Source organism: Streptomyces sp. NBC_01381 (genome assembly GCF_026340305.1).
Taxonomy (GTDB): domain Bacteria; phylum Actinomycetota; class Actinomycetes; order Streptomycetales; family Streptomycetaceae; genus Streptomyces.
In genome coordinates this window covers 3,401,881-3,421,407 of record NZ_JAPEPI010000002.1, presented here as the reverse complement: position 1 = coordinate 3,421,407, position 19,527 = coordinate 3,401,881, and the positions used below count along the sequence as shown (strand labels likewise).

The following is a 19,527-nucleotide window of genomic DNA, read 5'->3' as shown; positions in this document are numbered from 1 at the left end:
GTGTTACGTTCAACCACATCCCCGGTCCGAGCAGTCGGGGGACCCGGACAACGGGCCCCACGCGCCCGGCTGTTCGGACCGGGGCCCTGATGCGCCGTCTCGCTCAGCGGCGTGGCTGCGCCGTGGAGCCGCGCACCACCAGCTCGGGCTGGAAGACGAACTCCGTGTGCTGCACCGGGTTTCCCTGGATCTCCTCGAGCAGCGCGCCCACGGCGGCGGTGGCCATCGCCTGCACGGGCTGGCGCACCGTGGTGAGCGGCGGGTCGGTGAACGCGATCAGCGGCGAGTCGTCGAAGCCGACCACGGAGATGTCACCGGGCACCGAGAGGCCCCGCTGGCGCGCCGCGCGGACGGCGCCGAGCGCCATCATGTCGCTGCCGCAGACCATCGCCGTACAGCCCTGGTCGAGCAGCGCGCTGGCCGCCGCGTGCCCGCCCTCGACGGTGAACAGCGTGCGCTGCACGAGCTGCTCGGCCTCCCCCTGTGCCAGGCCGAGAAGGTCGTGCAGCGCCGCCGTGAACCCCTCCGCCTTGCGCAGCGAGGGGACGTACCGGGTCGGGCCGATGGCCAGGCCGATCCGCTCGTGCCCCAGATCGACGAGATGGCGCACCGCCATCCGCGCGGCCGCCCGGTCGTCGGGCGAGACGAAGGACACGGGGATGTGCTCGTTGAAGCCGTTGATGAGCACGAACGGCACGCCGCGTCCCGCCAGTTCGAGGTACCTGGCGGGGTCGGCCGTGGTGTCCGCGTGCAGTCCGGAGAGGAAGACGATGCCGCTGACCCGGCGCTCCTCCAGCTGCTCGACCAGTTCGTCCTCGGTGGCGCCGTCCGGCATCTGGGTGCAGAGCATCGGGGTGTAGCCGTGCCCGGACAGGACCTGCTCGATGACCTGGGCGAAGGCCGGGAAGATCGGGTTGCTGAGCTCGGGCACGACGAGCCCGACCAGGCCCGCGCTGTGCCGCTTCAGCCGCACCGGACGCTCGTAGCCCAGGACGTCGAGGGCCGCGAGCACCCGGCGCCGGGTGCCGGTCGCCACGCCCGGCTTGCCGTTGAGCACCCGGCTCGCGGTGGCCTCGCTGACCCCGGCCTGGGCCGCGATGTCCGCGAGCCGCGGGGCGCCTCGATCGGCGCCCCGCGGCGGGGAGAACGTCACACCGCCCACCAGACGGTGGTGTCGGCGGGCAGCTCGACCTTGCCGGCTGCGGTCTCTGCGGGCTCCACGTCGGCGTTCGCGAGCAGGATCCGGCCGGGAGCCGGGATCCGCACCGCGGCGCCGGTGGTGTTCGCGGTGCACACGAAGCCCTCGCGGCGAAAGGCGAGCACGCCATCGGGCGCCTCCAGCCACTCCAGCGAGTCGCCCGCGCCGAGCCCCGGCTGCGTACGACGGATCGCGAGCGCCCTGCGGTACAGCTCCAGGGTCGACCCTGGGTCACCCGTCTGCGCCTCGACGCTCAGCTCGCCCCACCCGTCGGGCTGCGGCAGCCAACTGCCGCCCACGCCGAAGCCGTAGCTCGACCCGTCAACCGTCCACGGTATGGGCACCCGGCAGCCGTCACGGAAGCCGTCCTGCCCGCTCGCCCGCACGAACGACGGGTCCTGGCGCACCTCGTCGGGCAGGTCGGTGACGTCCGGAAGACCCAGCTCCTCGCCCTGATAGACGTACGCCGAACCCGGCAACGCGAGCATCAGGAGCGTCGCCGCGCGGGCCCGCCGCAGGCCTAGCTCGCGGTCGCCGGCCTCGCGCAACTGGGTGCCGAGCCCCGGCGGGTTGGCGAACCGCGTCGCGTGCCGGGTGACGTCGTGGTTGGAGAGCACCCAGGTCGCCGGGGCGCCGACGGGCCGCATGGCGGCGAGCGAGACGTCGATGACCTCGCGCAGCTCCGCGGCGTCCCAATGGGTGCCCAGGTACTGGAAGTTGAAGGCCTGGTGCATCTCGTCGGGGCGTACGTACGCGGCGGCGCGCTCGACGGTCGGGGTCCACGCCTCGGCGACGAGGATGCGCTCCCCCGCGTACTCGGCGAGGACCTTGCGCCAGCTGCGGTAGATCGCGTGCACGCCGTCCTGGTCGAAGAACGGCATGGCGTCGTTGCCGAGCAGCTTCAGCTGGTCGCGCGTGCCGATGTCCGGCAGGCCTTCGGCCTTGACCAGGCCGTGGGCGACGTCCACGCGGAAACCGTCGACGCCCATGTCGAGCCAGAAGCGCAGGATCGAGCGGAACTCGTCGTGGACGGCCGGGTGTTCCCAGTTGAAGTCCGGCTGCTCCGGGGCGAAGAGGTGGAGGTACCACTCGCCGTCCGGCGTGCGCGTCCAAGCCGGGCCGCCGAAGATGGACTCCCAGTCGTTCGGGGGCTGCGAGCCGTCCGCGCCCTTGCCCGGCCGGAAGTGGTAGCGCTCGCGCAGGGGCGAGCCGGGGCCCTCGCGCAGGGCGCGCTGGAACCAGTCGTGCTGGTCGGACGAGTGGTTGGGCACCAGGTCGACGATGATGCGCAGGCCCAGGTCGTGGGCGTCGCGCACCAGGGCGTCCGCGTCGAGGAGGCTGCCGAACATCGGGTCGATCGCACGGTAGTCGGCGACGTCGTAACCGGCGTCGGCCTGCGGCGAGGAGTAGAAGGGGCTGAGCCAGACGGCGTCGACGCCGAGGTCCCTGAGGTGGGGAAGGCGGGTGCGGATGCCTTCCAGGTCACCCATTCCGTCGCCGTTGCCGTCGGCGAAGCTGCGCGGATAGACCTGATAGATCACCGCGCCGCGCCACCAGTCCGTGTGGGTGCCGGAGGCGGGGGCTGCAGGGGCAGCGAGATGCTGGGTCATGTCTTCCCTGAGATCGAGAGTTCGAGAGACCGAGGGGGGTGTGCGCGGGGCGCCGGGTCAGGACTTCGTCGCGCCGGCCGTCAGTCCGGAGACCAGGTGCCGCTGGACGAAGCCGAAGATCACCGCGGCGGGCAGCGCGACGATCACCGCGGACGCCGTCAGCGAACCCCAGTCGCTGGTGTACTGGTTGACGAAGGTCTGCAGGCCGCCCGCGAGCGTGAGGTTCTCCTCGCCGGTCATGAAGGCGGATGCGTACGCGACCTCGGCCCAGCCGGTGATGAAGCTGTAGAAGCCGGTGACGGCGAGACCGGGCTTGGCCAGCGGGATGATGAGCCGCCAGAAGGTGCCGAACGGGTTGAGACCGTCCACCCGCCCCGCCTCGTCGATCTCCACCGGGATGGTGTCGAAGTACCCCTTCATCATCCAGGCGCAGAACGGCACGGCGATCGTCAGGTACGTGACGACCAGGCCGATCGGCTGGTTGAGCAGGCCGAGGTTCGCGAGCAGGTTGTACAGCGGCACGATGAGCACCGCGACGGGGAACATCTGGGTGATCAGGAGCATCCACATCAGCGGGCGCATGCCGGGGAACTTGAAGCGGCTGACCGCGTATCCGGTGGTCGCGGAGATGAAGACGCCGATCACCGTGGTCAGTCCGACGACGAGCAGCGAGTTGACCACCCAGCTGAGGAACTCGGTGTCGTTGATGACGTGGCTGTAGTTGCCGAGCGTGAAGTCCTTCACCACGTCGGTGGAGAAGGCCTCGCTCTTCGGCTTGAACGAGGTGATCAGGAGCCACAGCGGCGGCAGGACCGCGGCGGCGGAGGCGATCAGCAGAGTCAGGTGCAGCCCGACGGAGGCCAGCGGCCCGCGCTCGCCGCGCGGCCTGACCTTGGTTTTCGTAGGCGTACTCGTACTCGTAGGCGTAGTCGTACTCGTCTTGGTCATGGCGGTCACCACACCTCTCCCTGCTTGCGGAGCGCACGGCGGTAGACCACCGCGAAGAGCGAAAGGAGCAGCAGAATGATCACGCCCCAGGCGGCGGATCCGGCGAAGTCGCGCGGGCTCACCACGAACGAGAGCCGATAGGCGTACGTCACGAGGATCTCGGTGGCGTCTCCGGGGCCGCCCCGGGTGAGCAGGAAGATCACCGGGAACATGTTGAAGGTCCAGATGCCGCTGATCAGGATGACCGTGCTGCTGACGGACCGCAGGCCGGGCAGGGTGATGTTGCGGAACCGCTGCCAGGCGTTGGCACCGTCCATCTCCGCAGCCTCGTACAGCTCACCGGGTATGGACTGCAGTCCGCCGAGCATGGCGACCAGCATGAACGGGACGCCGAGCCAGACGTTGACGGTGATCACCGAGAGCTTGGCCCAGGTGGGGTCGTTCAGCCACGGGATCGCGTCGATGCCGCCGCCGGCGAGGATCTTGTTGAGGATGCCGTTCTTCTCGTTGAAGATCAGCCGCCAGGTGAAGACGGAGACGAAGGCCGGCACCGCCCACGGCAGGATCAGCGCCATCCGGTAGAAGGAGCGGCCCGCGAGCTTGCGGTTGAGCATGTTCGCCAGGATCAGGCCGATCCCGAAGGACAGCGCGACACAGGAGACCGTCCAGATGACGGTCCAGGTCAGCCGGTCCCAGAAGACGCCGTCCTGGAAGACCGCGGTGTAGTTGTCCAGGCCGACCGACTTGTACGTCGCCGGGATGTGGTTGACGCCGATGGTGCGCTCGACGTTCGCCTCGTTGGCGTCGGTCGTCGACAGATAGAGGCCGCGCACCAGCGGATAGCCGATGATCACGCCGATCACGGCGACCACGGGGGCGACCATGGCCCACGCGTACCAGTGGGTGGACAGCGCCCTGCGCAACCGTCCGGGGGTCTTGCCGGCCCGCCGGCCGCGGCCGCGGACGCCCTGGGCGTCCGCGGCCTTGGCCAGTGACCGGCTGCTGTCAACAGCCATTTACTTGTAGTCCTTCAGGAGCTTGCGGTACGCGTCACCGACACCCTTGGCCCCGCCCTCGGGCGAGGTCTTGCCGCTGAGCACCTTCTCCATCTGCAGCCGGATCGGCTCGAAGAGGGCGTTCGCCTCGGGGATCCACGGCCGCTCCACGGACTTGTCCACGGCCGGCTTGAAGAACTGCACCATCTGGTTGTCCTTGACGGACTTCACGTCGTAGACGGAGGTGCGGGTCGGCAGCAGGCTCAGCTTCTCGGTGGTCTGCTGCTGCACCTTGGCGGAGCTCATGTACTTGATGAACTCGTAGCTCGCGTCGAGGTTCTTGGAGCCCGCGTATGCCGCGAGGTTCCAACCGCCCTGCGGGGCCGCCTGCCGGTCGCTGCCGCCGGGGACCGGGGCAACACCGAGGTTGTCCTTGTCGCCCTTGAACTCCTTGCCCTGCAGGGCGCCCTCGATGGACCAGGGGCCGTCGAGCGCCATCGCGACGTCGCCGTCCTTGAAGGCGTTCAGCTGGTTGTTGTAGCCGTCGCTCGCGTCGGTGGTCGCCGCCTTGGAGTCGACCAGGTCCTTCATGACCTTGAACGCGGCCGCGCCCTGGGGGTCGTCGACGGTGATCTTCTTGTTCTTGGTGTCGAGGAGGTCGCCACCCTCTCCGTAGAGGTACGGGAGGTAGTAGTACGGGTCGTCGCCGCGCAGGTAGAGGCCGGTCTTGCCGGACTTCGACTTGATCTTCTTCGCGGCGCTCTTCACCTCGTCGAAGGTCTTGGGCGCCTCGACACCGGCGTCCTTGAGCATCTTCTTGTTGTAGAAGAGCGCCAGGGTGTCGATGGTCTGCGGGGCCGCGTACGTCTTGCCCTTGAACTTGGTGCTCGCCGCGGCCTGCGGGAGGTAGTCGCCCGCGTCGTCGAGCGCGGGGGTGCCCTCCAGCGGGGCGAGGTAGCCGAGGTTGGCGAAGTCCGCGACCCAGGCGACCTCGGTGCGCATCACGTCCGGGGCTCCGGAGTTGCCGCCCGCGGCGTTCTTGAACTTGGCGTTGGCCTCGCCGAACGCGACGCTCACATAGTTGACCTTGACGCCCGGGTGGAGGTCCTCGAAGCCCTTGGCGAGCTTCTCGTACGTCCCCTTCTCGGCGTCGTTCGAGGTGTCCCAGAAAGTGACGGTGCCGGACAGCTTGCCCGAACTGTTCTTGCCACTGTCACCGTCGTCGCCACCGCACGCTGCCGCTGTCAAGGTCAGGGCCGCGACCAGCGCGGTGGCTCCTATGCCACGCCGCATGTGAACTCCTTCAACTGAACCCGAAGACAAGGGGAGACGGGACCCCGACGAGAGGTGTCTCCTACGAGCCGCACTGGACGCGGCGCCGGGTTGCCACGGAACGTAACAGGATTGAAAAGCCGCCGAAAGACCTTGCGGGAAATTTCTGCAAGGCCTGTTGATCGTTACCGCCGCGTGTCCTGAAGGTTGCCGTCACGCCGCTTGACAGGCCTCATCAGACGCCCCGCTCCCGCCCGTTCCCCCACCGCGGCCTGCAAGTACCTTGCAGAGACGGACTTTCTGCAAGTTTCGGCAGCCTGTGGGCAATCCGGCAGCCGCCCGGTACAGTCCCGTCCATGACCGCACGGCTCGTCGACATCGCAGCGCAGGCGGGCGTCAGCGAAGCCACCGTGAGCCGGGTGCTCAACGGCAAGCCCGGAGTCGCGGCCGCCACCCGTGAATCCGTCCTCGCGGCGCTCGACATGCTCGGCTTCGAGCGCCCCTCGCGGCTGCGCCACCGCAGCAGCGCGGGCCTGGTCGGTCTGATCACGCCCGAGCTGGACAACCCCATCTTCCCCGCGCTCGCCCAGGTCATCGCCCAGGCCCTGACCCGCCAGGGCTACACGCCCGTGCTCGCCACCCAGACCCCGGGCGGCTCCACCGAGGACGAGCTCACCGACATGCTGGTGGACCGCGGCGTCTCCGGGATCATCTTCGTCTCCGGGCTGCACGCCGACACCACCGCCGACATGGAGCGGTACGAAGTCTTGCGGGGCAAGGGCGTCCCGTACGTCCTGGTCAACGGCTTCTCGCCCAAGGTGCAGGCCCCTTTCATCTCCACGGACGACCGGGCCGCGGCCCGACTCGCCGTCACGCATCTCGCGTCGCTCGGCCACACGCGCATCGGGCTCGCCGTCGGGCCCAAGCGCTTCGTGCCCGTGCTGCGCAAGATCGAGGGCTTCCAGATCGGCATGCGCGAGCGCCTCGGGATGTCGCCCGCGGAGTCGGAGGAGCTGATCGAGCACTCCCTCTACACGCTGGAGGGCGGCCAGGCCGCGGCGGGCACGCTGATCGGCCGTGGCTGTACGGCGATCGTGTGCGCCAGCGACATGATGGCGCTCGGCGCCGTCCGGGCCGCCAGGGAACGGGACTTGGCGGTGCCGCGCGACATCTCCGTGGTCGGCTACGACGACTCCCCGCTCATAGCGTTCACCGATCCCCCGCTGACCACCATCCGCCAGCCCGTCCAGGCGATGGGCCAGGCGTCGGTGCGTACGCTCCTGGAGGAGATCGGCGGAACGCCCGCCCCGCACAGCGAGTTCGTGTTCATGCCGGAGCTGGTGGTGCGCGACTCGACGGCTTCGGGGCGACAAGACCAGCGGCCCGCCTGAGAGTTGAGGCTTTCAGGCTCTCTCAGACCGGTGCACACCCCTCCGCAAGCCCATGACGGTTCTTGCGGAAAATCTTGACGGGTTCCTGCACAACAGGCAGGCTCGGCCGCGGAAATCCCCCCACGACAGCCTGGCGCGTGGCTGTCTTCGTGGGCACTCCCGTGCCCGTTCCTCGAAGGAGCCGCATCCATGCACCACCGATTCCGCCTGCTGGGCGGGGTGTCGGCCGGAATACTCGCCGCGGCCGGCCTCGCCACGTTCGCGCCCTGGCAGTCACAGGCGACACCCCCCGGCGAGAAGACCGTCACGGCCACCATGTTCGAGCGCCCGTTCAAGGACGTCGCCACGGCCTGCACCGATCAGCTCGGCCCCGCCGGATACGGCTATGTCGAGGTGTCACCCGCCACCGAGCACATCCAGGGCGAGCAGTGGTGGACCTCGTACCAGCCCGTCAGCTACAAGATCGCGGGACGGCTCGGTGACCGCGACGCGTTCGCCGGCATGGTCGACGCCTGCCACAAGGCGGGCGTGAAGGTCATCGCGGACGCCGTCATCAACCACATGGCGGCCGGTTCCGGGACGGGCACCGGCGGCACCGCGTACACGAAGTACGGCTATCCCGGGTACTTCCAGGACGCGGACTTCCACACGTGCCGCTCGAACATCAACGACTACACCAACCGCGACAACGTCCAGAACTGCGAGCTGGTGGGCCTCGCCGACCTCGACACCGGAAGTGACGCGGTCCGCACCACGATCGCCAACTACCTGGGCGATCTGCGGTCGTTGGGCGTGGACGGCTTCCGCATCGACGCCGCCAAGCACATGGCGGCCGACGACATCGCCGCCATCAAGGGCAAGATGAGCGACCCCGGCTACTGGGTGTCGGAGGTCATCCACGGCGGCGGCGAGGCGGTTCAGCCCGAGGAGTACACGGGCATCGGTGACGTCGACGAGTTCCGTTACGGCGGGCACCTCAAGAGCGCCTTCCAGGGCGGCTCCATCGCCCAGCTGAAGTCCGTCGCGGACGGCAAGCTGGGCAGCGGCTCGGCCCGTACGTTCGTCGACAACTGGGACACCGAGCGCAACGGCTCGACGCTCACCTACAAGGACGGCGCGAGCTACACGCTGGCCAACGTCTTCATGCTCGCGTCGCCCTACGGCTCGCCCAACGTGTACTCCGGCTACGAGTGGTCGGACAAGGATGCGGGCCCGCCGAGCGGCGCCGACGGCTGGACGGACACGCACGCCGACAAGGCGGTCACCGGCCTGGTCGGGTTCCGCAACGAGGTGGGCTCGGCCGAGCTGACCGACTGGTGGGACAACGGCGGCAGCGCGCTGGCCTTCGGCCGCGGCGCCAAGGGATTCGTCGCCCTCAACAACGGCGACGGCGAGCTGACGCAGACCTTCGCGACGTCCCTGCCCGGCGGCACGTACTGCAACGTTGCCAAGGCCTCGCCGGACAGCTGCGACGGCAACACGGTCATCGTCGGCGACGACGGCAAGATCGAGACGAAGCTGCCCGCGCGCAGTGCCCTGGCCCTGCACACCGGGGCAAAGTCCGGCTGACGCCGCGCCTCGCGCGGGTGCCGCCGTTCCCAGGACGGCGGCACCCGCGCGAGGATGTCCGGGGTCGTCATCGGACGATGGCCGGATCCATCATCGAGGGAGTGGCATGACAGCACAGTCCGACGTACGCACCCACCGTCTGCTGTACGGGTGCATGGGACTCGGCGGGACCTGGGACACCACGCCGTACACGGCCGCCGACATCGCGCACGCCGAGGCGTCGGTGGAAGCCGCGCTCGCCGTCGGCATCACGGCGTTCGACCACGCCGACATCTACCGGCACGGCAAGTCCGAGGCGGTCTTCGGCGAGGTCCTCGCCAGGGCGCCCGAACTGCGCGGGCGCATCCTCCTGCAGACCAAGTGCGGCATCCGGCTCACCGACGGCGAGCGCCCCGGCCTGTACGACCTGCGGGAGGCGAGCATCGTCCGGCGCGTCGAGGAGAGCCTCACCCGGCTGCGCACCGATGTCATCGACGTACTGCTGCTGCACCGGCCCGACCCGCTGACCGGCCCCGACGAGATCGCGAAGGCGCTCGCCTCGCTCCACGGGCAGGGCCTGGTGCGCCACTTCGGCGTGTCCAACATGAGCGCCGCGCAGATCGCCCACCTACAGGCACATCTCGACGTTCCGCTGGTCGCCAATCAGCTGGAGATGAGCCTGGGCAGCCGCGACTGGGTCGAGTCCGGCGTGCTCCTCAACACGCCGGCCGCGACCGGCAACGGCTTCCCTCACGGAACGATCGAGTACTGCGCCGCCAACGGTCTCCAGCTGCAGGCCTGGGGGTCCCTCGCCCAGGGCCGCTACAGCGGAGGCCAGGACTCACCGGCCGGGCGGCTCGTCACCGGCTTGGCCGAGCGCAAGCAGACGACGCCGGAGACGATCCTCCTGTGGTGGCTTCAGCGTCATCCGGCCCGTATCGCGCCCGTCATCGGCACCAGCAGGCCCGAGCGCATCCTCGCCTGCCGCGACGCCGCACACCGCGAGCCGGACCTCACGCACGAGGAGTGGTACGAGCTGTGGGTCGCCGCCCGCGGTGAACCGTTGCCCTAGGTGAAGCATTGCCCTAAACGACCACGGCTCGTGCACGTGCCCCCTCGGCTCCGTCCCCCTACGCTGGAAATCCCGGGGGACGCATCGTCCGGACGCCGCCCAGGCGCCCCGAGGAGGAACGGCATGCCCATCGCCACGGTCAATCCCGCCACCGGCGAGACGCTCGAGACCTTCCAGCCGCTCGCGCACGCGGAGGTCGAGCGCCGCCTCGCGGCCGCCGACGCCGCGTACGCCGAGCATCGCCTCACCGAATTCGCCGAGCGGGCCCGGCTCCTGAACCTGGCCGCGGACCTTCTGGAGGAGGACGTCCCCTTCGTCGCCCGCACGATGACGACGGAGATGGGCAAGCCCGTCAAGGCCGCGAGGGCCGAGGCGGCCAAGTGTGTCAAGGCCATGCGCTGGTACGCCGAGCACGCCGAGGCACTGCTCGCCGACGAGCACCCCGCGTCGGCCGATGTGGCGGACTCCGGCGCGTCCCGGGCGGTCGTCCGCTACCGGCCGATCGGCCCCGTGCTCGCGGTGATGCCGTGGAACTTCCCGCTCTGGCAGGTCGTCCGCTTCGCCGCCCCCGCCCTGATGGCCGGGAACGTCGGGCTGCTCAAGCACGCGTCGAACGTCCCCCAGACGGCCCTGTACCTGGAGGATCTCTTCCTGCGCGCCGGGTTCCCGCACGGCTGCTTCCAGACGCTGCTCGTCGGCTCGGGTGCCGTGGAGGGCATCCTGCGCGACCAGCGGGTGGCCGCGGCGACCCTCACCGGCAGCGAACCGGCGGGCCAGTCGGTGGCATCCATCGCGGGCCACGAGATCAAGAAGACCGTCCTGGAGCTGGGCGGCAGCGACCCCTACCTCGTGCTGCCGAGCGCCGACATCGACCGCGCCGCCACGGTCGCGGTGACGGCCCGCGTGCAGAACAACGGCCAGTCCTGCATCGCCGCGAAGCGCTTCATCGTGCACGCCGACGTCTACGACGCGTTCCGCGACCGATTCGTCGCCGGAATGCGGGAGTTGACCGTCGGCGACCCGATGAACGAGGAGACCGACGTCGGCCCGCTCGCCTCCGAGCAGGGCCGCACCGACCTGGAGGAGCTCGTCGACGACGCGCTGGGCCACGGTGCCACCGCGCTGTGCGGCGGGCAGCGCCCCAAGGAGCAGGAGCGGGGCTGGTACTACTCCCCCACCGTCCTCGCCGATGTCACCCCGCAGATGCGCATCCACCGCGAGGAGGCGTTCGGCCCGGTGGCCACGCTCTACCGCGTGGCGAACCTGGACGAGGCCGTGGACCTCGCCAACACGACGCCGTTCGGGCTCAGTTCAAATGTCTGGACCCGTGACGACGACGAGATGGCGCGCTGCGCGCGGGACATCCAGGCGGGCGGCGTCTTCTTCAACGGCATGACGGCGTCCCACCCCGGCCTGCCCTTCGGCGGCGTGAAGCGCTCGGGTTACGGGCGTGAGCTGTCGGGGCACGGCATCCGCGAGTTCTGCAACATGACGACGGTCTGGTACGGGCCGTAGGCGACCCCAAGGCTCAACTCCCGCCTTCACCGGCTCAGTTGTCGGCTTCCCTGCCGATGTAGAGCTCGGCGAAGGCGGCCGCCGCGGCGCGCGAGCCGAGCACCCTGCGCAGGCGGGCACCCGCGGTGCCCGCCTTGAAGGGGTCACCGGACGACGTCCCGTGCAGCACGTCCGCGAACCACTGCGAGAACTCCTGGTACTGCCACACCCGCGGCAGACAGGCCGCCGAATAGCCGCGCAGCCCGCTGTCGTCACCGTCCTTGTCGTACGCGACGAGCGCGTCGCCGAGGAGGAACGCGTCGTGCAGCGCGAGGTTCATGCCCTTCGCGGCGATCGGGGCCGCGAGGTGGGCGGCGTCGCCGGCGAGGTGGAGCCGCCCGTAGGACATGGGCTCCACGACGTAGTTGTGCATGTCCAGGACGCGCTTCTCGACGATCCGCCCTTCGGTGAGCGGCCGCGCGCCGTCCGCCGCGAGGCGGGCGTGCAGCTCGGACCACACCCGCTCGTCGGGCCAGTTGACCGGGTCGTCACCCGGCGGGCACTCCAGGTAGTAGCGGGTGATCTCGGGGCTGCGGGCCATGTGGGCGGCGAAGCCGCGGGGGTGGAGTCCGAAGACGACACAGTCCGACGACGGTGGCGCCTCGGCGAGCAGCGCCAGCCACCCGATGCCGTAGTCGTGCCGGGCGACGGTCACCTGCTCTTCGGGCAGGCAGGCGCGCGTCACACCGCGCGCCCCGTCGCAGCCGGCGACGGCGTCGCACTCGACGCGCACCCGCTCACCCGTATCCGGGTCCGTGTACGACACCGATGGCCGGTCCGTGTCGAGGCCGTGCAGTTCCACATCACGTACGCCGAAACGGATGTCGCCGCCCGCGACATCGGCGTAGGAGCGCACCAGGTCCGTCACCAACAGCGGCTGGGGATAGACGAAATGGCGGTGGCCTGACAGCTCGGCGTAGCGGAACCGGTGCCGCTCCCCCGCGCTGCGGAACTCGCACTCGCTGTGCGCCGTCGCGTGTTCCAGGAGCCGGTCGGCGAGCCCGCGCTCCTCCAGGGCGCGCACCGCCCACTCCTCCAAGAAGCCCGCGCGGGGCCGCTGTTCGATGAATTCCCTGCTCTCCGTCTCGAGGACCACGCAGTCCACGGATGCAGCACGGAGGATGTTGGCGACGGTGAGACCCGCGGGTCCGGCGCCCACGACGACGACAGCCATCCGCACATTATGGCGTGAGCGCGAGAGAGGCATGGCCCGCCGGTTTCGGGGAACCCGAACAGCACACCCGGGGACGGGACTTGGACCGCACCCTTCCCGAAGGGCCCTCCGCCTGCCGGTCCCAGCAGGCGGGCTCGGGTGCGGTCCAACCCCGGGCACGAACCGCGGGCTAGGCGCGGCAGGTCACGTCACGCTCGGGCAGCTTCCCGGTGGCCAGGTAGGCGTTGACCCGCCGGTCGGTGCAGGCGTTGCCGTAGTCGCCGTAGACGCCGTGCTGGTTCGCCCCGGGGAGGGTGAGCAGCCGGGACTTCGACCACTGGTCACGCATCCGGCGGGCCCCGGAGTAGGTGGTCCGTGTGTCGCCGGTGGCGTTGACCAGGAGCGCCGGTACGTCGTTGTCGACGACGGTCGGCTTCTCGGCCGGGGCGTCCCAGAACTCGCAGGCGGAGATGTTGTACGTCAGCGGGGCGGCGAAGGGGGCCTTGTCGCGGGCGGCCTGGATGTCGCGCCAGTAGCTGTCGGTCCCGCGACGGGTCGCGACGTCCCCGCAGAGGATGGCGGCTTGCACGCTGCCCTGGTGCGAGCCCGCCTCGGTCGTCAGGTAGGTCAGTACTTCGCTCAACTCCGGCCCCGCGTCGACGTGTTCGCGGTCGGCGGCTCGCTCCAGCGTCCTGGTCATGGTGGCCAGAACGGCGCGGTTCTCGTCGCGGTCGCCGCCCAGACCGCCGAAGTAGACGACGGGCAGGGAGTGCTCGTCGACCCGGAACTCCCCGACCCGCAAGGGCTTGTCGGCCGCGGCCTCGTGGATGTGGCGCACGGTGGCAAGGACGGCGCCGGTCGTGTCACCGAGCCCGTAGGTGTCGTCGCGGGCCGCGGTCCATGCCGCCCAGGCGCGCAGGGCCCGCTCGTTGGCTCCGGTGGCGTCCGCGAGCAGGGTCTGGCTGTAGCGGGCGGGGTCGATGACTCCGTCGAGGACCATGCGGTCGGTGCGGCCGGGGAACAGTTCGGTGTAGACCTCGCCGAGGTAACTGCCGTACGAGTAGCCGAGGTAGGAGATCCGCTTCGCGCCGAGCGCGGCCCTGACGACGTCCATGTCGCGGGCGGTGTTGCGGGTGCTGACATGCGGCAGCACGTCGCCGTTCGTCCGCTTGCACCGCTCGGCCAGGTCCCGCTGGCGTGCGACGGAGCGCTGGTATCCGGCCCGGTCGGCGCCGGCCGAGAAGACCATCGAGCCGATGTCCCAGCCGCAGTCAAGGGGCGTGGAACGGCCGACGAACCGCGGGTCCATGCCGATGAGTTCGTACTTCCCTGCCACCTTCCCCATGGTCTCGCCGACGGTGACCGGCATCTCGAGGCTCGGGCCGCCGGGGCCGCCGTTGTTGAGCAGCAGCGGGCCGACACGGTGCGCGCGGTCGGTGGCCCGGAGGCGCGAGACGGCGACGGTGATGGTCCGGCCGCCGGGGTCGCCGTAGTCGAGCGGCACGGTCAGGTCGGCGCACTGGGCGCCCGCGGCGTCCAGCTTCTTTCCGGTGCTGTCGTCGGGGCCGAGCGTGCAGTCGTGCCAGTCGACGGACTGACCGTGGTAGCGCGCGAGGCCCGGCGGCCCCGTCGCCTCGTCGGCGGCAGCGGCGGGTGAAAGGCCCGCCCCCACGGTCAGTATCGCCACACCGGAAACAGCAGCCCGTATATAGGAGTTCATCCGCATGCACCGCACGCTAGGCCGCGGCACCGCTCTGTCTCGCCCCGGCCATCCCCCGAGTTCTTCCTGTGGCCAGCCCTACCCTCAGCCCTGTAGAGGCTGAGGGCGGGCGCCGGACCGGAGCGGGAGTGGTGACGGCTACTCCGCCATCTCGTACGCCCCCGACAGTGCCTCGACGCGCTGCCAGACCCGGCCCGCACGCGCCTCGTCGACGGCCGGACGCCGCACGGCACCGAGCGCCCAGCGCTGCTGCTGCTCGGTGGCGGAGTCCTTGCCGTGCAGCTCGACGGCGTGCGCGGAGAAGTCCCGTACGAGGACGGCGAACAGCTCGTCCAGAACGTCCTCGTCGAGCTCCGTCAGACGCGCCTGCTCCAGGACCAGCTGGCCGTGCACGACGAGCGCGAAGAGCTGGCCGACGGCGAGCAGCAGGTCGAGGTCGCGGCTCTGCTCCTCGTCGGGGGCCGCGGTGGTGACGAACTCGCAGAGGGCGTCGGCCTGTTCGCGCAGGCGGCCGACGTTGGGCAGGTGGGCGTACGCGTCGTAGGCGGTGCGCCAGTCGTGGAAGCGGATGGAGCCCAGGCCGCGGGCCGGTCCCTGCCGGAAGAGGAAGTCGTCGTCGGCCGCGTCGAGGCGGGTGGGCACCGGCTCGTACTCGGCCGGGTTCAGGAGGTGGTTGCCCATGAACTTGAGGATCAGGGCGAGGTTGACGTGGACCGTGCCCTCCAGCTTGGGCAGGCCGCGGATCTCGACGGCCGCCTGGGCGAAGTAGTTGTCCTTCTCGAAGCCCTTGGCGGCGATGACGTCCCACATCAGGTCGATGACCTTCTCGCCCTCCGTGGTCACCTTCATCTTCGTCATCGGGTTGAAGAGGAGGTAACGGCGGTCGTCGGGTCCTGCCGAGCGGAAGTAGTCGACGGCCCGGTCGCTGAACAGCTTCATGCCGACGAGCCGGACGTACGCGTCGGTCAACTCGCGCCGCACGTGCGGGAATGCGGTGACGGGGCGGCCGTAGAGGATGCGGTTCTGCGCGTGGGTGACGGCCTCGTACATCGCGTGCTCGCAGATGCCGATGGAGGCGGTGCACAGGTTGAACTTGCCGACGTTGACGGTGTTGAGGGCGGCGTCGAAGGCGGCGCGGCCGGTGTGCAGGACGTCCTGCGGGGCGACCGGGTAGTCCTCCAGGCGGAACTCGCTGACGTACTTCGACGAGTCGACGACGTTCTTGACGAGGTGGTACGCGTCGTGGCGGCTGTCGGCGGCGAAGAAGACGTAGCCGTCCGGACCCTCGACGTCGGTGCGGCGGCCGAAGACGGAGACCAGCCCGGCCGCGTTGCCGTTGCCGATGTAGTACTTGGAGCCGGTGGCCCGGAAGCCGCCCTGGCCGTCGGGCTCCAGGAGCATGTCGGTGGAGTAGATGTCGGCGCCGTGCGACTTCTCGGAGAGGCCGAAGGCGAACACCTCGCCCTGGGCGAGGAGTTCGGCGGCGCGCTCGCGGGCGGCGGCGTTGTCGCTCTGCCAGACCGGGCCGAGGCCGAGGATGGTGACCTGCCAGGCGTACCAGTAGTCGAGGCCGTAGAAGCCGAGGATCTCGTTGAGGGCGGCGATGCGGGCGGTGTCCCAGCGCTTGTCTCCCTCACCGTCACCGGCGGCCGACGACGGCGTCAGGAACGTCTCGAACAGCCCCTCCTTGGCGGAGAAGGCGAGGAAGTCGCCGAGCCAGGCACGGGTCCGGTAGTCCTCGATCAACTGCCGCTTGCCGCGCTCCTCGAACCAGTCGACGGTGGCGCGAAGAAGCCTGCGGGTCTCGGGGTCGAAGTGCGCCGGGTCGTAGGTGCGCGGGTTGAACAGGAGCGCGTCGGTCATGGGTCACGCCTTTCGGCTCGGAGGGTGTGAGGGGTGGTGGCGAGTCGGCGGAGGGTGGCGAGCACGTCGTCGAGCCAGAGGAGCGTCATCCGCTCGTACGCGATGCCGCCGCGCAGCACGACGTGCTGGAGCTCACGGCCGGCGTCGGGCGGACCGGCGGCGGGCGCCCCCGACCCCGGGAAGTCGCGCTCCTCGCCCGCGAGGTAGTGGGCGAGGCGCTCGGTGTGCACCTGCTGGTACCGCTCCACCTCGCGGATCAGCGCGGCCGGGTCGTCGAAGGCCGCGCCCCGGATTTTCACGGCGAGGTCGTGCCGGACGCTCTCGGGTTCGATCGGCTCGTGCAGCCATGCGGAGAGCGCGGCCCGTCCTTCGGCGGCGACGGCGTACTCCTTCTTGTCCGGACGGCCCTGCTGCGGCACATCCCGGACATCGAGCAGGCCGTCGCTCTCCATCCGCTTGAGCACGCGGTAGATCTGCTGGTGGGTGGCGGTCCAGAAGTATCCGATGGACCGCTCGAACCTGCGGGCCAGTTCATAACCCGAGCCCGGCTGCTCAAGGAGGGACACGAGGATCGCGTGCTCGATCGCCATACCTGGATCTTGCTGTGCAACTAGTTGCATAGGCAAGGGCGACCGCCCCGGTGAGACGCGGCTCACCCCCTCGGACCAGGGGCGGGCGGGATCACCGCCCGCCCCCGGTCAGCTGCGGATCCGGTCAGACCGTCGCCGGCTGTGCCGGTGGCGCGGCGGGTTCAAGGCGGCCCGCCCGGTGCAGGCCGTAGAGCGCGGCCGAGCAGCCGAGCCCCACCACGAGCAGCGCGAGCCAGGGCAGCGCGGACATGCCGGCCTCCCGGGCCGTGTCCAGGGCCGCTCCGGTCAGCAGGTTGCCCGCGGTGATCCCGATGCCGCAGATGGTGTTGTACAGGCCGTAGTGCGTGGCGACGAGACGGTCACCCGAGAGCCGGACGATGGTGTCCATCTCGAAGGGGTACGCGACCATCGTGCCCAGGGCCAGCATCAGTGCCGCGAGCATCGGCGGAACGGCGGCAAGGAGCCAGCGGCCGGTCCCGCCACCCGGAACGGGCAGCGCCGTGGCCGCGAGCAGCGGCAGGAACGCAGCGCCCATCATCAGAAGACCCCAGGCAAGCGCCTGCCCCGGATCCAGGTGCTCCTTGCACCAGGCCGTCACCCGGGTCTGGCCGAGGATGGTCGCCAGACCGGACGCGGCGAAGAGCAGGGCCACGGCGACGGTGCCGAACTCGCCGTCCCCGCCGACGCGTCGCACCTCCAGCGGCAGGGCCAGATAGACCTGGAACGACAGGACGTACGAGCCGATCATGGCGAGGGAGAAGAGCAGGAACGCCCGGTTGGCCAGCACACCGCGCCACTGGGAGAGCACACTTTCCCGGGCAGCGCCTTCGCCTCCTCGGGTGCCCCGGCGGGCAGGCAGCGCGCGGATCTGTACGACGCTGAGCAGCGCGAAGATCGCCGCCGAGACGAGGCAGGTGATCCGGAAGTCGACTCCGGTCAGCAGCATGCCCACCAACGGGCCGAGGAGAATGCCCGCCTGGTAGAAGACGTTGAACAGCGCGAAGGCCTCCACACGGCGCTCCCCCGCGTCGGCGGCCAGATACGCGCGCACCGCGGGGTTGAAGAGCGCCCCCGCGAAGCCGGTGGCCGCCGATGCCGCGATCAGCGCCGGCACGGAGTCCACCAGGCCGAGCGTCGCGAAGCCGACGGTGCGCAGGACGCATCCGGCGACGATCAACGGCTTGTAGCCGAACCGGTCGGCGAGCGTTCCGCCGATGAGGAACATGCCCTGCTGGCTGAAGTTGCGTACGCCCATGACGAGTCCGACCAGCCAGCCGGCCAGCCCGAGGGAGCCGGACAGGTGCTGTGCCAGGTACGGCATCAGCATGTAGAAGCCGAGGTTGATGGTGAATTGATTGGCGAGGAGCAGCTGGACGCTCCGGTCGTAGGAACGGACCTGCGCGATGGTGCCCTTCACCGGTCCGCTCCTTCCACGCCTTCGCCGCGGTCCTTGGCCAGGAGCGAGAGCGGGTCGACGACGTCGGCGCAGCGGGTCCAGCGGTTCACTTCCTTCTCGTCGGGCCGGCCCACCACCTCCGGTTCCGGCGCGGGGACCACCCCCGACAGGCCCTTGTCGGCGCAGTACTGGTCGTCGTAGACGGTCTCCAGGTAGCGCTGAGGTCCGTCCGGGAAGATCGCGACGATCCGTGTGTCCTTGGGGAGCGTGCGGGCGAGCCAGCCGGCCACGAGCGCGACGGCTCCGACGCTCCAGCCGCCCGTCGCGTAGTGGGATGCCGCCAACTGCCTGCAGGCCCAGACGGATTCGGCGGGTGCGACCCAGTGCACCTCGCTGAAGTTCTCGTACGCGACATTGCGCGGGTAGATGCTCGACCCGAGCCCGCGCATGAGCCGGGGCCTCGCGGGCTGGCCGAAGATGGTCGAACCGACGGTGTCCACCCCGACGAGCCGCAGCTCGGGGTAGAGCTGACGCAGGACCCGGGAGATGCCCGCCGAGTGGCCGCCGGTGCCGACACTGCAGACGAGTACGTCGACATGGCCCATCTGGGAGGCGAGTTCGAGGCCCAGGGGTGTGTACGCGGCGACGTTGTCGGGGTTGTTGTACTGATCGGGGCACCAGGCACCGGGCAGCTCGGCGAGGAGTTCGCCCACCCGGTCCCGGCGGGCCTGCTGCCAGCCGCCGGTGGGGTGTGGTTCGGACACCATGTCGACCGTGCCGCCGTAGGCGGCAAGGAGCCGGGTCATGGAGGGTTCGAGGCCCGGGTCGGTGACGAGGGTGACGGGATGGCCGTAGGCCATTCCGGCCAGGGCGAGGCCCAGACCGAGGGTGCCGCTCGTCGACTCGACGATGGGGCTTCCCGGCTGCAAGTCGCCGCGGGTGCGGGCCCGTTCCACCATGTGGAGTCCGGGGCGGTCCTTGATGCCGCCGGGGTTGAAGCCTTCCAGCTTGGCCCAGAATCCCCGGTCGGCCGGGGTGAACGGCTCGGACACCCGCAGCAAGGGGGTGTTTCCGACGAGCCCTTGGAGACTGGATCCCGCGGGATGGAAGTCACTCGTGGTCAGGGAGTGCATCTGGTTCGCTCTCATTTCGCTGTAGAAGCTGTGCGGGCGCTCGTCTCGCACGGAGCGCTTGTCGGGCGCGCCGTGCGGCGGATC

General features: G+C 70.1%; 15 protein-coding genes. 4 read left to right on the top strand and 11 right to left on the bottom strand.

What is annotated here, in order from left to right; all coding sequences use genetic code 11:
• Positions 1 to 103: 103 nt before the first annotated feature.
• Genes OG453_RS36630 through OG453_RS36610 form a run of 5 tightly spaced genes read right to left on the bottom strand, consistent with a single transcriptional unit; the run spans position 104 to position 6,044 of the window.
• Positions 104 to 1,162, bottom strand: a complete 1,059-nt coding sequence (locus tag OG453_RS36630; protein WP_266872850.1) for a LacI family DNA-binding transcriptional regulator — start codon at positions 1,160 to 1,162, stop codon at positions 104 to 106.
• Positions 1,150 to 2,808 carry a glycoside hydrolase family 13 protein gene (locus OG453_RS36625; RefSeq protein ID WP_266872849.1) on the bottom strand — a complete coding sequence of 553 codons (1,659 nt, stop codon included), beginning with the start codon at positions 2,806 to 2,808 and terminating at the stop codon, positions 1,150 to 1,152. The genes OG453_RS36630 and OG453_RS36625 overlap by 13 nt, the downstream gene beginning before the upstream one ends.
• Before the next feature lie 57 nt (positions 2,809 to 2,865).
• On the bottom strand, positions 2,866 to 3,756 hold the full coding sequence (locus tag OG453_RS36620) for a sugar ABC transporter permease (protein WP_266872848.1): 891 nt from the start codon (positions 3,754 to 3,756) through the stop codon (positions 2,866 to 2,868).
• A 5-nt stretch (positions 3,757 to 3,761) separates the two neighbouring features.
• Positions 3,762 to 4,772, bottom strand: a complete 1,011-nt coding sequence (locus OG453_RS36615) for a carbohydrate ABC transporter permease (protein ID WP_266872847.1) — start codon at positions 4,770 to 4,772, stop codon at positions 3,762 to 3,764.
• On the bottom strand, positions 4,773 to 6,044 hold the full coding sequence (locus tag OG453_RS36610; RefSeq protein ID WP_266872846.1) for an extracellular solute-binding protein: 1,272 nt from the start codon (positions 6,042 to 6,044) through the stop codon (positions 4,773 to 4,775).
• A 335-nt stretch (positions 6,045 to 6,379) separates the two neighbouring features.
• On the opposite strand from OG453_RS36610, the gene OG453_RS36605 reads away from it, so the two are divergent.
• The 4 genes from OG453_RS36605 (at position 6,380) to OG453_RS36590 (ending at position 11,549) form a co-directional block, all read left to right on the top strand.
• The gene (locus tag OG453_RS36605; RefSeq protein ID WP_135331887.1) at positions 6,380 to 7,414 is read left to right on the top strand and encodes a LacI family DNA-binding transcriptional regulator; all 1,035 of its coding nucleotides are present in this window, start codon (positions 6,380 to 6,382) and stop codon (positions 7,412 to 7,414) included.
• A gap of 189 nt (positions 7,415 to 7,603) precedes the next feature.
• On the top strand, positions 7,604 to 8,983 hold the full coding sequence (locus OG453_RS36600; protein ID WP_266872845.1) for an alpha-amylase family protein: 1,380 nt from the start codon (positions 7,604 to 7,606) through the stop codon (positions 8,981 to 8,983).
• A 106-nt stretch (positions 8,984 to 9,089) separates the two neighbouring features.
• On the top strand, positions 9,090 to 10,034 hold the full coding sequence (locus OG453_RS36595) for an aldo/keto reductase family oxidoreductase (RefSeq protein ID WP_266872844.1): 945 nt from the start codon (positions 9,090 to 9,092) through the stop codon (positions 10,032 to 10,034).
• A gap of 123 nt (positions 10,035 to 10,157) precedes the next feature.
• Positions 10,158 to 11,549, top strand: a complete 1,392-nt coding sequence (locus OG453_RS36590; RefSeq protein WP_266872843.1) for an NADP-dependent succinic semialdehyde dehydrogenase — start codon at positions 10,158 to 10,160, stop codon at positions 11,547 to 11,549.
• A gap of 34 nt (positions 11,550 to 11,583) precedes the next feature.
• Here OG453_RS36590 and OG453_RS36585 read toward each other — a convergent pair whose 3' ends face one another.
• The 6 genes from OG453_RS36585 to OG453_RS36560 all read right to left on the bottom strand — a co-directional run bounded on the left by OG453_RS36585 (position 11,584) and on the right by OG453_RS36560 (position 19,443).
• On the bottom strand, positions 11,584 to 12,762 hold the full coding sequence (locus OG453_RS36585; RefSeq protein WP_266872842.1) for a 4-hydroxybenzoate 3-monooxygenase: 1,179 nt from the start codon (positions 12,760 to 12,762) through the stop codon (positions 11,584 to 11,586).
• 169 nt (positions 12,763 to 12,931) lie between these two features.
• Complete coding sequence (locus OG453_RS36580; protein WP_266872841.1) at positions 12,932 to 14,467, bottom strand: alpha/beta hydrolase; 1,536 nt, start codon at positions 14,465 to 14,467, stop codon at positions 12,932 to 12,934.
• Positions 14,468 to 14,599: 132 nt separating this feature from the next.
• Positions 14,600 to 16,324 carry an acyl-CoA dehydrogenase family protein gene (locus OG453_RS36575; protein ID WP_266872840.1) on the bottom strand — a complete coding sequence of 575 codons (1,725 nt, stop codon included), beginning with the start codon at positions 16,322 to 16,324 and terminating at the stop codon, positions 14,600 to 14,602.
• Positions 16,321 to 16,914, bottom strand: coding sequence for a PadR family transcriptional regulator (locus OG453_RS36570; RefSeq protein WP_266872839.1), 594 nt, complete (start codon positions 16,912 to 16,914; stop codon positions 16,321 to 16,323). The genes OG453_RS36575 and OG453_RS36570 overlap by 4 nt, the downstream gene beginning before the upstream one ends.
• A 124-nt stretch (positions 16,915 to 17,038) precedes the next feature.
• Positions 17,039 to 18,331, bottom strand: a complete 1,293-nt coding sequence (locus tag OG453_RS36565) for an MFS transporter (RefSeq protein ID WP_266872838.1) — start codon at positions 18,329 to 18,331, stop codon at positions 17,039 to 17,041.
• On the bottom strand, positions 18,328 to 19,443 hold the full coding sequence (locus OG453_RS36560) for a PLP-dependent cysteine synthase family protein (protein WP_266873263.1): 1,116 nt from the start codon (positions 19,441 to 19,443) through the stop codon (positions 18,328 to 18,330). Before OG453_RS36560 ends, OG453_RS36565 begins: the two co-directional genes overlap by 4 nt.
• Positions 19,444 to 19,527: the final 84 nt, after the last annotated feature.